11 protein-coding genes are annotated in these 13079 nt (G+C 64.4%); 4 read left to right on the plus strand and 7 right to left on the minus strand.

The window, feature by feature from the left end:
• Positions 1 to 25 precede the first annotated feature (25 nt).
• The 4 genes from glpX to ACTEK7_RS04105 form a co-directional block, all read right to left on the minus strand.
• Positions 26 to 1027, minus strand: coding sequence for a class II fructose-bisphosphatase (glpX, locus tag ACTEK7_RS04090; protein ID WP_036022942.1), 1002 nt, complete (start codon positions 1025 to 1027; stop codon positions 26 to 28).
• A 144-nt stretch (positions 1028 to 1171) separates the two neighbouring features.
• Positions 1172 to 2488, minus strand: coding sequence for a homoserine dehydrogenase (locus tag ACTEK7_RS04095; protein ID WP_036022941.1), 1317 nt, complete (start codon positions 2486 to 2488; stop codon positions 1172 to 1174).
• A 28-nt stretch (positions 2489 to 2516) separates the two neighbouring features.
• A complete protein-coding gene (locus ACTEK7_RS04100) occupies positions 2517 to 3737 on the minus strand; it encodes an LL-diaminopimelate aminotransferase (RefSeq protein WP_035999902.1) in 1221 nt (406 codons plus the stop codon).
• A gap of 228 nt (positions 3738 to 3965) precedes the next feature.
• On the minus strand, positions 3966 to 4241 hold the full coding sequence (locus ACTEK7_RS04105; RefSeq protein WP_035999913.1) for a hypothetical protein: 276 nt from the start codon (positions 4239 to 4241) through the stop codon (positions 3966 to 3968).
• 254 nt (positions 4242 to 4495) lie between these two features.
• Here ACTEK7_RS04105 and ACTEK7_RS04110 point away from each other — a divergent pair, with 254 nt between their 5' ends.
• Together ACTEK7_RS04110 and ACTEK7_RS04115 are read left to right on the plus strand one after the other, a co-directional pair.
• Positions 4496 to 6304: a PHA/PHB synthase family protein gene (locus ACTEK7_RS04110; protein ID WP_225146753.1), complete on the plus strand. Its 1809-nt coding sequence runs from the start codon at positions 4496 to 4498 to the stop codon at positions 6302 to 6304.
• 122 nt (positions 6305 to 6426) lie between these two features.
• A complete protein-coding gene (locus ACTEK7_RS04115; RefSeq protein ID WP_225146752.1) occupies positions 6427 to 6825 on the plus strand; it encodes an MAPEG family protein in 399 nt (132 codons plus the stop codon).
• Positions 6826 to 6941: 116 nt separating this feature from the next.
• On the opposite strand, the gene argC is transcribed toward ACTEK7_RS04115, so the two are convergent.
• Together argC and ACTEK7_RS04125 are read right to left on the minus strand one after the other, a co-directional pair.
• Positions 6942 to 7925, minus strand: a complete 984-nt coding sequence (gene argC, locus ACTEK7_RS04120) for an N-acetyl-gamma-glutamyl-phosphate reductase (RefSeq protein WP_036022938.1) — start codon at positions 7923 to 7925, stop codon at positions 6942 to 6944.
• On the minus strand, positions 7922 to 8587 hold the full coding sequence (locus ACTEK7_RS04125) for an FMN-binding negative transcriptional regulator (protein ID WP_225146751.1): 666 nt from the start codon (positions 8585 to 8587) through the stop codon (positions 7922 to 7924). Before ACTEK7_RS04125 ends, argC begins: the two co-directional genes overlap by 4 nt.
• A gap of 391 nt (positions 8588 to 8978) precedes the next feature.
• Between ACTEK7_RS04125 and ACTEK7_RS04130 the strand changes: the two genes are divergently transcribed.
• Positions 8979 to 9974: an MBL fold metallo-hydrolase gene (locus ACTEK7_RS04130; RefSeq protein ID WP_035999929.1), complete on the plus strand. Its 996-nt coding sequence runs from the start codon at positions 8979 to 8981 to the stop codon at positions 9972 to 9974.
• A 53-nt stretch (positions 9975 to 10027) separates the two neighbouring features.
• Here ACTEK7_RS04130 and ACTEK7_RS04135 read toward each other — a convergent pair whose 3' ends face one another.
• Positions 10028 to 10558: a DedA family protein gene (locus ACTEK7_RS04135; protein ID WP_035999932.1), complete on the minus strand. Its 531-nt coding sequence runs from the start codon at positions 10556 to 10558 to the stop codon at positions 10028 to 10030.
• A 274-nt stretch (positions 10559 to 10832) separates the two neighbouring features.
• Here ACTEK7_RS04135 and parE point away from each other — a divergent pair, with 274 nt between their 5' ends.
• Positions 10833 to 12875, plus strand: a complete 2043-nt coding sequence (parE, locus tag ACTEK7_RS04140) for a DNA topoisomerase IV subunit B (protein ID WP_035999934.1) — start codon at positions 10833 to 10835, stop codon at positions 12873 to 12875.
• Positions 12876 to 13079 lie beyond the last annotated feature (204 nt).

A 13079-nucleotide genomic window follows, 5' to 3' on the forward strand; every position in this document is an offset into this window, starting at 1 on the left:
ATGACGGCAGTTGCTGTTGCCTGGATCAATCCAGATGGAACTTCGCCAGCTCGCGGTGCTCGGCCTTGATGTAGCGCACGGTGCCGGTGACGGAGCGCATCACCACCGTCTCGGTCTCGATCACGCCGTCCTTGCGGAACTTGACGCCCGACAGCAGCGAGCCCGTGGTGACGCCGGTGGCGGCGAACAGGCAGTCGCCGCGTGCCATGTCCTCGATGCCGTAGATCATCTTGGGATCGTTGACGCCCATCTTGGCGGCGCGCTCGCGCTTCTCCTCGGAATCGAGGATGAGGCGGCACTGCATCTGGCCGCCGATGCAGCGCAGCGCCACGGCGGCGAGCACGCCTTCCGGTGCACCGCCGGTGCCGAGATACATGTCGACGCCGGTGTTGTCGGGGTCGGCGCAATGGATGACGCCGGCGACGTCGCCGTCGGTGATCAGGCGTACGGCCGCACCGGTCGAGCGCACGCTCGATATGATGTCGGCGTGGCGCGGACGGTCGAGCACGAGAACGGTGATGCCCTCGGGCTTCACGCCCTTGGCCTTGGCGAGGCGACGGACATTGTCGGCCGGCGAGGCATCGAGATCGACGACGCCCTTGTCGTAGCCGGGGCCGATCGCGAGCTTCTGCATGTAGACGTCGGGGGCGTGCAGCAGCGTGCCGCCGTCAGCCATCGCCATGGTGGCGATCGAGCCCGGCATGTTCTTGGCGCACAGCGTGGTGCCTTCGAGCGGGTCGACCGCGATATCGACCTCGGGACCTGCCTTGAGGCCGACCTGCTCGCCGATATAGAGCATCGGCGCCTCGTCGCGTTCGCCCTCGCCGATCACGATGGTGCCCTGGATCGGCAGCTTGTTGAGCTCGCGCCTCATGGCGTCGACGGCGGCCTGGTCGGCCGCCTTCTCGTTGCCGTGGCCGCGCAACCGCGCCGACGACACCGCCGCCCGCTCCGTCACCCGCACGATCTCCAGCGTGAGAATGCGCTCGAGCAAGGCGTGCGGGGGGACTTCAATATGGGTCGACATCGGCTTACTCCTTCGAAACGTTTGGGACGGAAATCTCCGCCCGCATCAACTCACAACGCCCGGTGTTCGTTCGAACGAACGACCGCCTTATGGCTTGAGCATGACCTTACCGGAAAACCGCTCACACTTTTCCGAGGTCATGCTCTAGTTCTTCTCGATCCGGATCACCTGCGGCCGTCCGCTGATCACCTTGTCCTTCTGCACGGCGGCGAGCGCACGGCGCACGGCATCCTCGTGAGTGGCATAGGTGATCAGGATGACGGGCACCGGGACAGCCTTGCCGTCAGTGGGCGCAGCGCCGCCATTGGGATGACGCTGCACGATCGACTCGATCGAAATCTTCTGCTCGGCAAGCCGCGTCGCGATCGCGGCCGCAGTGCCGGGGAAATCGCGGGCGAGCAGGCGAATGTAATAGCCGCCCTCGTGGCGCTCCATCGGCGCCTTCTTGGTGTCGCGCAGCTGCCCGATCGGCCGGCCGAACGGATTGGCGCGGATGCCGCGCGCGACGTCGGCGATGTCGGCGACGACGGCGGATGCGGTCGCGGCACCGCCCGCGCCGGGGCCGACCAGCGTGATCGGCGGAATGCCTTCGCCATCGATCGTGACCGCATTGGTGACACCCATCACCTGCGCGATCGAGGAGGATTTCGGCACCATGGTCGGATGCACGCGCTGCTCGATGCCCTTGGCGGTGCGAACGGCAACGCCGAGCAGTTTGAGCCGATAACCGAGATCGTCGGCGGCGCGAAGATCTTCCGGCGCGATGGAGGAGATGCCTTCGACATACACCGCACTTTGAGCAACTTTCGTGCCGAAAGCGAGGCTGGCGAGAATGGCGAGCTTCTGCGCGGTATCGTGGCCGTCGACGTCGAAGGACGGATTGGCCTCGGCATAGCCGAGCCGCTGGGCATCCTTGAGGCATTCGGCGAAGGACAGGCCCTCCTGCTCCATCCGGGTCAGGATGTAATTGCAGGTGCCGTTGAGGATGCCGTAGACGCGGTTGACGCCGGTTCCGGCAAGCCCTTCGCGCAACGTCTTGATGACGGGGATCGCGGCGCCGACCGCTGCCTCGAAATTCAGCGCACCGCCGTGCTTTTCAGCCGCCTTGGCCAGCTTGAGGCCGTGCTTGGCGAGCAGCGCCTTGTTTGCTGTGACGACCGACTTGCCGGCACCGAGCGCAGCGTCCACCGCCGACAGCGCGGGATCGCCGGCGCCACCCATCAGCTCGACGAAGCAATCGACCTCCGGATGCGTGGCGAGCGCGATCGGGTCCTTCGCCCAATCGAAGCCGCGCAGGTCGATGCCGCGTTTCTTCGCCTTCGAACGCGCTGTGACCGCAACCACGCGGATGCCCCGGCCGCTGCGCCCTGCGAGCACGCGCGCCTGTGTTTCGATCAAACGGATAACCTCGGCACCCACGGTGCCGAGCCCCGCTATGCCCACTTTCAGCGGTGCGACCATGATACTTCAGAAAACCTGCAGAAGAGAATTACCGCCGATTGGCGAGAGGAACCACGTTGTGCAACGTTTCGATGCCGCTTTCAAGGAAGCGGCGGACGCCGCGCGCGGCCTGCCTGATCCGTTGCTCGTTTTCCACCATGGCGATGCGGACATATCCTTCACCATGCTCGCCGAAGCCGACGCCGGGCGAGACCGCGACGCCGGATTTCTCCACCAACAGGGTCGCGAACTGCATGCTGCCGACGCTGCGGAAGGCTTCCGGCAGCGGCACCCAGGCGAACATCGAGGCCTCCGGCGCCGGGATTTCCCACCCCGCCCGGCCGAACGATTCCACCAGCGCGTCGCGGCGCTTGCGGTAGGTGTCGCGCATCTCCTTGATGCAATCGTCGGGGCCGTTCAGCGCGGCGGTCGCCGCGACCTGCACCGGCGTGAAGGCGCCGTAATCGAGATAGGATTTGACGCGGGCGAGCGCGGCGATCACGCGCTCATTGCCGACTGCAAAGCCCATGCGCCAGCCGGCCATCGAATAGGTCTTCGACATCGAGGTGAACTCGACGGTGCAGTCCATCGCGCCCGGCACCTCCAGCACCGAGGGCGGCGGGTTGCTCTCGTCGAAATAGACCTCGGCATAAGCGAGATCGGACAGGATCAGGATCTCGTGCTTCTTCGCGAAGGCGACGAGGTCCTTGTAGAAGTCGAGGCTCGCGACATAGGCGGTCGGGTTCGAGGGATAGCAGACGACGAGCGCGAGCGGCTTGGGGATCGAATGCACGATCGCCCGCTCCGCCGCCTCGAAGAATTGCGGCGTCGGCTCCGAAGGCACCGAGCGGATGACGCCGCCCGCCATCAAGAAACCGAAGGCGTGAATCGGGTAGCTCGGGTTCGGACAGAGGATGACGTCGCCCGGCGCGGTGATCGCCTGCGCCACATTGGCGAAACCTTCCTTCGAACCCAGCGTCGCCACGACCTGGGTGTCGGGGTTCAGCTTCACGCCGAAGCGGCGGGCGTAATAGGCGGCCTGGGCCCGGCGCAGCCCGGGGATGCCGCGCGAGGCCGAGTAGCGGTCGGTGCGCGGCTTGCCGAGCGTCTCCTTCAGCTTGTCCAGCACATGCGCCGGCGCCGGCAGGTCCGGATTGCCCATGCCGAGGTCGATGATGTCGGCGCCGGCATTGCGCGCAGCCGCCTTGGCCCGGTTGACCTGCTCGAACACGTAAGGCGGAAGGCGGCGAATGCGGTAAAATTCTTCCATGGCTCTCTGGGCTCCGGGCAACCGGTCAGGACAGAATCGACAGGCCGCGAGGGCCGGCACGAAAGCACTCAGGCTCCATCGCGAAAATTACTCAGAATCAAATACTTAGAGCAATCGTCGGCAACGAAGATTGAAGTCGTTCGCCCTGACTCCAGGCTGAACCGAGGTCTTTTAGCACGGCAAAGCGGAGGCGCCAGCGATTACGTTGGCAGTCTCGCGGCCACGGGCCTATTTGGCGTCCTTGGCGGCAGCGGCCTGGCGATCGCGCGCGGCGGCGAGCTCGGCCTCGATCTTGGCGCGCTGCTCCAGCGGGATGATCGCCTGATCGCGATCCGGCGGCAGATCGTGCACGGGCAGATAGCTCCCGGGCTCCCTGGTACGCGGCGGCGCATCCGCGGGCGCCAGATCCGCGAGTTGGCTCGAACACCCGCCCAGGGCGAGCGCCGCGATCAGCACCGCGCCGCAGATCGGCAGCGTCTTTTGCAGGTCCCACAACGCCAACACTTGGGAAATCCCCTACTCGTCCCAATGCACGGCCCCGGGGCAAGCTTACCCAAGACCGTGCCCAAGCTCAAACCATTGCTGCCCAAATGGTGCGAGCGAGAAAACAACCGATGCCCAACAAGCCGAGCCGTGCGGCTCCATTGTGACGGAACCAAGAAGATTTGTCGCAGTGCAACACATCTTCGAGAGTGTTTAACGTCAAACATGCGAGCTTCGCGGTGACGAATACGGAATGAATCGTTACTGTTCTGCTCATGAGTATGGCCACGACCGATACGCCGAAACCCGAGACGAAGTTCGACGCCGAAGCCTTTGCGATGAACGTCGCGCGGGCGATGGAGAGCGGCGGCAAGGCGCTCGCCGCCTATCTCAAGCCGCGCGAGAGCGGCGAGGTGCAGGACCGCCCGCCGGCCGAGCTTGCCGAGGTCGTCAAGACGTTCACGTCGGTCGCCGAATATTGGCTGTCGGACACGTCCCGCTCGTCCGATCTCCAGACCAAGCTTGCCAAGGACTATCTCGACCTGTGGGGCTCGGCGGTGCGTCGCATGGCCGGTCAGGACGCCGAGCCCGCGATCGCGCCCTCGCCGCGCGACAAGCGCTTTGCCGATCCGGAATGGAAGTCGAACCAGTTCTTCGACTTCGTCATGCAGCTCTATCTGCTCACGACCAAATGGGCGCAGGAGCTGGTGCGCGACGCCGAAGGGCTCGATCCGCACACGCGCCGCAAGGCCGAGTTCTACGTCCAGCAGGTCACCAACGCGCTCTCCCCGTCGAACTTCGTGCTGACCAACCCCGAAGTGCTGCGCGAGACGGTGGCGTCCAGCGGCGAGAACCTCGCGCGCGGCCTGAAGATGCTGGCCGAGGACATCGCCGCCGGCAAGGGCATGCTGAAGATCCGCCAGTCCAATCCGGACAATCTCGTCGTCGGCATCAACATGGCGACGACGCCGGGCAAGGTGATCTACCAGAACGAGATGATGCAGCTGATCCAGTATTCGCCGACGACGGAGAAGGTGCTGCGCACCCCGCTCCTGATCGTGCCGCCCTGGATCAACAAGTTCTACATCCTCGATCTGAAGCCGGAGAAATCCTACATCAAGTGGTGCGTCGACCAGGGCATCACCGTCTTCGTGATCTCATGGGTCAATCCCGACAAGCGGCTCGGCAACAAGGGCTGGGAAGACTACATGAAGGAAGGCCCACTCACGGCGATGGACGTGATCGAGAAGATCACCGGCGAGATGAAGGTGCACACCGCCGGCTATTGCGTCGGCGGCACGATGCTCGCGACCACGCTGGCCTGGCTCGCCGAGAAGCGCCGCCAGCGCGTGTCGTCCGCGACGTTCTTCGCGGCCCAGGTCGACTTCACTCATGCCGGCGATCTGCTCGTGTTCGTCGACGAGGAGCAGATCGCCGCGATCGAGCAGGACATGAAGACGGCCGGTGTGCTCGAAGGCTCGAAGATGGCCATGGCCTTCAACATGCTGCGGTCCAACGACCTGATCTGGTCCTACGTGGTCAGCAATTATCTAAAGGGCCAGCAGCCGAGCGCGTTCGACCTGTTGCACTGGAACTCCGATGCGACACGGATGACCCAGGCCAACCATTCCTATTACCTGCGCAATTGCTACCTGGAGAACCGGCTCTCCACCGGCACGATGGCGCTCGACAACACCCTGCTCGATCTCTCCAAGGTGAAGGTGCCGGTCTACAATCTCGCCACCCGCGAGGACCACATCGCGCCCGCGGAATCGGTGCTCTACGGCTCGCAGTTCTTCGGCGGCCCGGTGAAGTACGTCTTGTCCGGCTCGGGCCACATCGCCGGCGTGGTCAATCCGCCGGCCGCGAACAAGTACCAGTATTGGACCAACGACAACATCAAGAACGTCAACGTCGCGCAGTGGATGAAAGACGCCGTGGAGCACAAGGGCTCGTGGTGGCCGGACTGGCGGGAGTGGCTGGGCGGGCTCGATCCCGAGGAAGTCCCGGCGCGTGCGGTCGGCAGCGAAGCATTCCCGCCGATCGAGGACGCGCCCGGCAGCTATGTCAGAGTTCGCGCATAGCGGAATCCGGCGGGCTTTCGTATAGACTAATTGTTTGAGCATGATCTTTTCGGAAAACCGCTACTCACTTTTCCGGATCATGCTCTAGCCTCAATCCAGCGACGACTCAGGGGACCGGCACTATGACACGCGAATTGTTCTGGCTGACACTGACGGTGATCCTGACGGGCGTTCTGTGGGTTCCCTACATCATCAACCGCTGCCAGGTTCGCGGTTTGAGCGGTGCCATGGCCAACCCCTCGCGCGGCGACAAGCCGCAGGCGGAGTGGGCCAACCGGCTGATGTTCGCCCATGACAACGCGGTCGAGAACCTCGTCATCTTCGCCCCGCTGGTGCTGATCCTGAACGCGATCGACTATTCCACGAAATGGACGGTGCTCGCCTGCGCCGTCTATTTCTGGTCGCGCATCGCGCACATCATCGTTTATGCGCTCGGAATTCCGGTGTTCCGCACCCTCGCCTTCACCGTCGGCTTCTTCGCCCAGGCCGTGCTGGTGCTGGCGATCTTCGGATTGGTTTGAAGCACTTTCCACGTCATTGCGAGGAGCCCTTGCGACGAAGCAATCCAGACTATTTCCGCGGTGGAAGCTCTGGATTGCTTCGCTTCGCTCGCAATGACGGAGGATAGAGGCCTGCCTCACTCCTCCGGCAGGCCGAGCATCAGCCGCATGTTCTGCACGGCTGCGCCGGATGCCCCCTTGCCGAGATTGTCGAGCCGGGCGACCAATAGCGCCTGGTGATATTTGTCGCTGGCGAAGACGTAGAGCTCGAGCATGTTGGTCTCGTTGAGCGCCTCCGGCTCGAGCCGGCCGCCCTTGCTCGCCTCGTTCTGCAGCGGCATCACCTTGACGTATTTCGAGCCGGCGTAACGCTTTGCCATCGCGGCTTGCAGGTCGGCGCCGCCGGGCTTGCCCGGCAGCGTGTCGAGCTGGAGCGGCACCGAGACCAGCATGCCCTGCCGGTAGTTGCCGACCGAGGGAATGAAGATCGGCCGCCGCGTCAGGTTCGAATAGAGCTGCATCTCCGGCAGATGCTTGTGCTCGAAGCCGAGGCCGTAGAGCTCGAAGGACGGGGCGCTGCCATCCTCGAAGCTTGCGATCATCGACTTGCCACCGCCGGAATAGCCGCTCACCGCGTTGACGGTGACGGGATAATCAGGCGGCAGCAGGCCGGCATCGACGATCGGCCGCAGCAGCGCGATCGCGCCGGTCGGATAGCAGCCGGGATTGGAGACCTTCTTCGCGGCCTTGATCTTGCCGGCCTGGTCCGGCGTCAGCTCCGCAAAGCCGTAAGCCCAGTCCGGCGCGACCCGGTAGGCGGTCGAGGCATCCAGCACCTTCGGCGCGTGAGCCCCCATGCCGTCGACCAGGGCAACGGTTTCCTTGGCGGCATCGTCAGGAAGGCAGAGGATGACGAGATCCACCTCCTCCATCAGCGCCTTCTTGGCCGCGGGATCCTTGCGCTTGTCGTCGGCAATGGTCTTCACCGCGACGTCGCTTTGGAGCTTCAGCCGCTCATTGATGCCGAGGCCGGTGGTACCGGAACCGCCATCGACGAAGACGGTGGCCGGCTTCTTTGCCGCGCTGGTGGCCGGAGCTTTGGTGGTGTCAGCGAGGCTCATGATGCGCTCCCTTCGAGCATGTTCGTGTCGTCTGCGAAAACCTGCGGCCTTGCCCGCCGCATCAATTGTGAGATCCGCTTGGCATCGGCATCGCCGCCGTCAAGCGCATTCGCGATCGCTGCATAATCGGCCTCCGACTTGTGCTGGTTCAGCTTGAAGCTGCCTTCGACCTCCTCAACGGTCATGACCAGCCCAACGATCCCTTTCTTCATCGTCTCCAGCCGACCCGCCGTCATCTTGGCCGACGTCCACGGCTTTTTCGGCAACAGCCAGCTCTCGAATTTGGCGCTGAGCGTCTCGAGCTGCACCGCCAGCTCGTCATCCGACAACAGCCGAACCGGCCCGCTCAGATGCACCGACTGGTAGAGCCAGGTCGGAACCTGATCCGGCGAGACGTACCAGTCCGGCGATACATAGGCATCCGGGCCGTTGACCGCGAGCAGCCACGACGCCTCGCCGCCCGCCAGCTTTAGCAGTGGATTGTGACGGGCGAGATGAAAGGCAGCCTGCGGCGTGCCGTCTGCGGCATAGGTCAAATAGAACGGCAACGGCGAGGCGATCGGCCGCTTCCCGTCGAAGGCGCACATCGTGCCGAAGCCGCGCTCCTCGGCGAATTTCAGGCTCGTGGCGCGGTCCTGCTTGAAAAAGGGTGGCGTGTACATCGTGGTCTCCTGCTGGGCCTCCTAAGGCGGCCGCCGGATCAGATCGCGCTGACAGGAGAGAGGATGCCGCGGATCGGGTCCAGCGGCAAAGACGATGATCTCAAACGCGATCGACCGCCCAAACCGCTAAGCTGCGGCGGCGGCGACGGGCGAACAGAATGGTCGCGGCGTTGATCATGGCGCGCGGCTATAATGGCAGCTGGTTCCATGGTCAAGAGCAAATCGGTTCAGTGGGACGGCACGATGCCGCACGCGCGACGGCAGGACGCGCACAGATGTCATCGGCCCGCCGTGGAATTTCCACTAGAAGTAGGGGTTTTCGAGAACGACCGGCGGGACACAACCTCTTCGCCGGCCCCGAGCCGTTCGCACCCAGCCTCAGGACATCACCATGACCGAGATTACTCGTCGCGCAACGCTAGCCGGCGCCGCCGCATCGGCGCTCCTGCCTTTCGTGAAGATTTCGCCCGCGGGCGCCGCCGCGCCGCTGGCCGAGAAGCAGAATGCGAGCTTCTATCGCTACAATGTCGGCACCCACCAGGTCACGGTGGTCTGCGATGGCGTTGCGACCGTCAATCTGACCGACAATTACGCCGCCGGCGCCAGCAAGGATGACATCAACAAAGTGTTCGCCGAGCACCACCTGCCGGCCGACAAGGTCACCCACACCTTCAACCCGGTCGTGGTCAACACCGGACCGAAGCTCGTCGTCATCGATACCGGGCTCGGTCCCGACCAGTTCACGCAGTCGAAGGGCAAGGTCGGCCAATTCCAGAACAATCTCGCCGCCGCCGGCATCGACCGCGCGGCGGTCGATACCGTCATCATCTCCCATTTCCATGGCGACCACATCAACGGCCTGCTGGCGGCCGAGAACAAGCCCGCCTTCCCCAATGCCGAGATCATGGTTCCGGCGGTGGAATGGAAGTTCTGGATGGATGACGGCGAGATGAGCAAGGGGATGGGCAATCCGATCCTCGAGAACAATTTCAAGAACATTCGCCGCGTGTTCGATGCCCTGGGCCGCAAGGTCACACAATATGAGGCCGGCAAGGAGGTCGCGCCCGGTATCACCTCGGTGGCGAGCCCCGGCCACACGCCAGGCCACAATTCCTTCATCGTCGCCTCCGGCGCCGAGAAGGTGCTGGTGCAGGTGGATATCACCGCGGGCGCAGCGTTCCTGTTCGTGAAGCATCCCGAATGGAACATCGCATCCGACGTCGACAAGCCGCTGGCCCAGCAGACGCGCCGCAAGCTCTACGACATGGCGATTGCCGAGAAGATGCCGATCCAGGCCTTCCACGCCGCCTTCCCCGGTCTCGTCCGGGTCGAGAAGGACGGCTCCGGATATCGCTGGATCCCCGCGATCTGGAACGCATCGCTGTAGGCTTGCTTAGAAGGCTTGGCCTGACGCCCTGACCGGGCGGCCCCGTTGCCCGGTCAGATCACCCGCCAGATCCACTCCATGATCTTGGCGAGCACGTCGCCGAACAGCAGGAGCACGGCCGACCAGATCAGGGCCGAGACGAAGTTTGCAGCCTGGAAGGTCCAATAGGGCATCTCGAAGATGCCGGCCGCGAGCGGCACCGAGGCGCGCAGGGGTCCGAAGAAGCGCCCGATGAAGATGCTGGGGACGCCCCAGCTGCGCACGAAAGCCTCGCCTCTGGGGAGCAGTCCCGGATAGCGCGAGAGCGGCCACATCTCGGCGACCTTCTCCTTGTAGCGATAGCCGAACCAGTAGGAGACCCAGTCACCCAGCGCCGCGCCGAGGGCGCCGGCAATCCAGACCGGAAAAAAGTTGATGCCGCTGACCCCGATCAGCGCACCGATTGCCACCAGCGCGCCCCAGGCCGGGACCAGCAGCGAGATGAAGGCGAGCGACTCTCCGAAGGCCAGCACGAACACGATTGGCGCTGCCCAAGCCTGGTGAACGCGCACGAAGTCAGTGAGGGCGTGCGCAAACTGCTCCATCCAAAATAGCCTTCCCGCCCCGTCTCAAGGTGCTGCTCGATGAAAAGGACTGGTAAGCCAAGGACTTGTGTGACATCAAGTCACAAAACCCAGACATCACCAAGCCGGCACGTCAAATTGCCGGGAAATGGCGAGGCTGCGGCGTAAAATCGCCCGGATTCGCTCCCAACCCACAGCGCCCAGTCCGCCCTACGGTAACGTTTCCAAGTCAGAAGTGGCATAGTCGGCTTAACCGATTCGCCGCTTCTGCGGCCCTCAAAACCCATCAAGATATATGTCCAAGCAGTTGAAGCCAAAAGCAAAAGACGATTTCTTCGGCGGTGACGAGCCGAAGCCCCGCACAGCCGTCAAGGCGGCGCCGCGCAGTGGCGGGGAAGCCGATTACACGGCAGCTGACATCGAGGTGCTCGAGGGGCTGGAACCGGTGCGGCGCCGGCCCGGCATGTATATCGGCGGCACCGACGAGAAGGCGCTGCATCATCTGTTCGCCGAAGTCATCGACAATTCGATGGACGAGGCGTTGGCCGGGCATGCGACCTTCATCGGAGTCGAGCTGAGTGCGGACGGTTTCCTGACCGTCACCGACAACGGCCGCGGCATCCCCATCGATCCGCATCCGAAATTCCCGAAGAAGTCGGCGCTCGAAGTCATCATGTGCACGCTGCATTCGGGCGGCAAGTTCGACAGCAAGGTCTACGAGACCTCGGGCGGTCTGCACGGCGTCGGCATCTCCGTGGTGAACGCCCTCTCCTCGCGTCTCGAGGTCGAGGTTGCGCGCAGCCAGAAGCTCTACCGCATGACCTTCGAGCGCGGCCATCCCAAGGGCAAGCTCGAGGACCTCGGCAAGGTCAACAACCGCCGCGGCACGCGCGTGCGCTTCAAGCCCGACACCGACATCTTCGGGCAGAAGGCCGCGTTCAAGCCGCAGCGCCTGTTCAAGATGACGCGCTCGAAGGCCTACCTGTTCGGCGGCGTCGAAATCCGCTGGAACTGCGCGCCCGAGCTGCTCAAAGGCGTAGAGGACGTGCCGGCGGAAGCGACGTTCCACTTCCCGGGCGGCCTCAAGGACTATCTCGCTGCCGCGATCCACGCCGACACGCTGGTGCATCCGGACATCTTCTCCGGCAAGTCGGGACGCAACGGCGCGCACGGCGCCTGCGAATGGGCGGTGGCCTGGACCGCGGATGCCGACGGCTTCCTTTCCTCCTATACCAACACCGTGCCGACGCCCGACGGCGGCACCCACGAATCCGGCCTGCGCAGCGCGCTGCTGCGCGGCTTGAAGGATCACGCCGAGCGCGTCGGCCAGGGCAAGCGCGCCGCCTCCGTCACCTCGGAAGACGTGATGGTGGGCGCCGCCGTGATGCTTTCGGTCTTCGTGCGCGAGCCCGAATTCCAGGGCCAGACCAAGGATCGCCTCGCCACCGCCGAAGCGCAGCGCATCGTCGAGCAGGCGATGAAGGACCCGTTCGACCATTGGCTGTCGGGCAATCCGAACATGGCCAACCGGCTGCTCGACTTCGTCATCGACCGCGCCGAGGAGCGGCTGCGGCGGCGGCAGGAGAAGGAGACCGCGCGCAAGACCGCCGGCAAGAAGCTGCGCCTGCCCGGCAAGCTCGCCGACTGCACCGATGCCGGCACCGAGGGCTCGGAGCTGTTCATCGTCGAGGGCGACTCGGCCGGCGGCAGCGCCAAGCAGGCGCGCGACCGCAAGACCCAGGCCGTGCTGCCGCTGCGCGGCAAGATCCTCAACGTCGCCTCCGCCGGCAAGGACAAGCTGACGGCGAATGCGCAGCTCTCCGACCTCGTGCAGGCGATCGGCTGCGGCACGCTCGCGCAATATCGCGAGGAGGATCTGCGCTATCAGCGCATCATCATCATGACCGACGCCGACGTCGACGGCGCCCACATCGCCTCGCTCCTGATCACCTTCTTCTATCGCCAGATGCCGCGGCTGATCGACGAGGGACATCTCTTCCTCGCGGTGCCGCCGCTCTACAAGCTGACCCACGGCTCCAAGTCGGTCTACGCCCGCGACGACGCGCACAAGGAGGCGCTGCTCAAGAGCGCGTTCAACGCCAACGCCAAGGTCGAGGTGAACCGCTTCAAAGGGCTCGGCGAGATGATGCCGGCGCAGCTCAAGGAGACCACCATGGACCCGGCCAGGCGGACGCTGCTCAAGGTGGTGCTGCTGGCCGACGACCGCGACACCACGGCGGATTCGGTCGAGCGGCTGATGGGCACCAAGGCCGAGGCGCGCTTTGCCTTCATCTCGGACAAGGCCGAGTTTGCCAGCGACGAGCTGCTGGACGTTTGAGGCGGCAACCAAACCGGCTGCACGCCAACGCAGCCCCGGCCCAAAGCCGGGGCTGTGTCTTTGGGGCAGCGGCCGCCGTTTCGGACCAGTTTGCCTTGTGTGCTGCCGGGATCTTCGTTGCTTTCCGGATTCGTCTCGCGGCGACTCGGCCAGCGACTCAGCGGATGCTGCGGCCGGGAGCAGGATTGCCTCCGTCTCGGACAA

Source organism: Bradyrhizobium sp. JHI2711 (assembly GCF_056156565.1).

Excerpts from the sequence above, each read along its gene's own strand:
- parE (WP_035999934.1), top strand. The coding sequence starts at position 10,833 with ATGTCCAAGCAGTTGAAGCCAAAAGCAAAAGACGATTTCTTCGGCGGT.
- ACTEK7_RS04125 (WP_225146751.1), bottom strand. The coding sequence starts at position 8,587 with ATGTACACGCCACCCTTTTTCAAGCAGGACCGCGCCACGAGCCTGAAA.
- ACTEK7_RS04115 (WP_225146752.1), top strand. The coding sequence starts at position 6,427 with ATGACACGCGAATTGTTCTGGCTGACACTGACGGTGATCCTGACGGGC.
- ACTEK7_RS04135 (WP_035999932.1), bottom strand. The coding sequence starts at position 10,558 with ATGGAGCAGTTTGCGCACGCCCTCACTGACTTCGTGCGCGTTCACCAG.
- glpX (WP_036022942.1), bottom strand. The coding sequence starts at position 1,027 with ATGTCGACCCATATTGAAGTCCCCCCGCACGCCTTGCTCGAGCGCATT.
- argC (WP_036022938.1), bottom strand. The coding sequence starts at position 7,925 with ATGAGCCTCGCTGACACCACCAAAGCTCCGGCCACCAGCGCGGCAAAG.
- ACTEK7_RS04100 (WP_035999902.1), bottom strand. The coding sequence starts at position 3,737 with ATGGAAGAATTTTACCGCATTCGCCGCCTTCCGCCTTACGTGTTCGAG.
- ACTEK7_RS04095 (WP_036022941.1), bottom strand. The coding sequence starts at position 2,488 with ATGGTCGCACCGCTGAAAGTGGGCATAGCGGGGCTCGGCACCGTGGGT.
- ACTEK7_RS04130 (WP_035999929.1), top strand. The coding sequence starts at position 8,979 with ATGACCGAGATTACTCGTCGCGCAACGCTAGCCGGCGCCGCCGCATCG.
- ACTEK7_RS04110 (WP_225146753.1), top strand. The coding sequence starts at position 4,496 with ATGAGTATGGCCACGACCGATACGCCGAAACCCGAGACGAAGTTCGAC.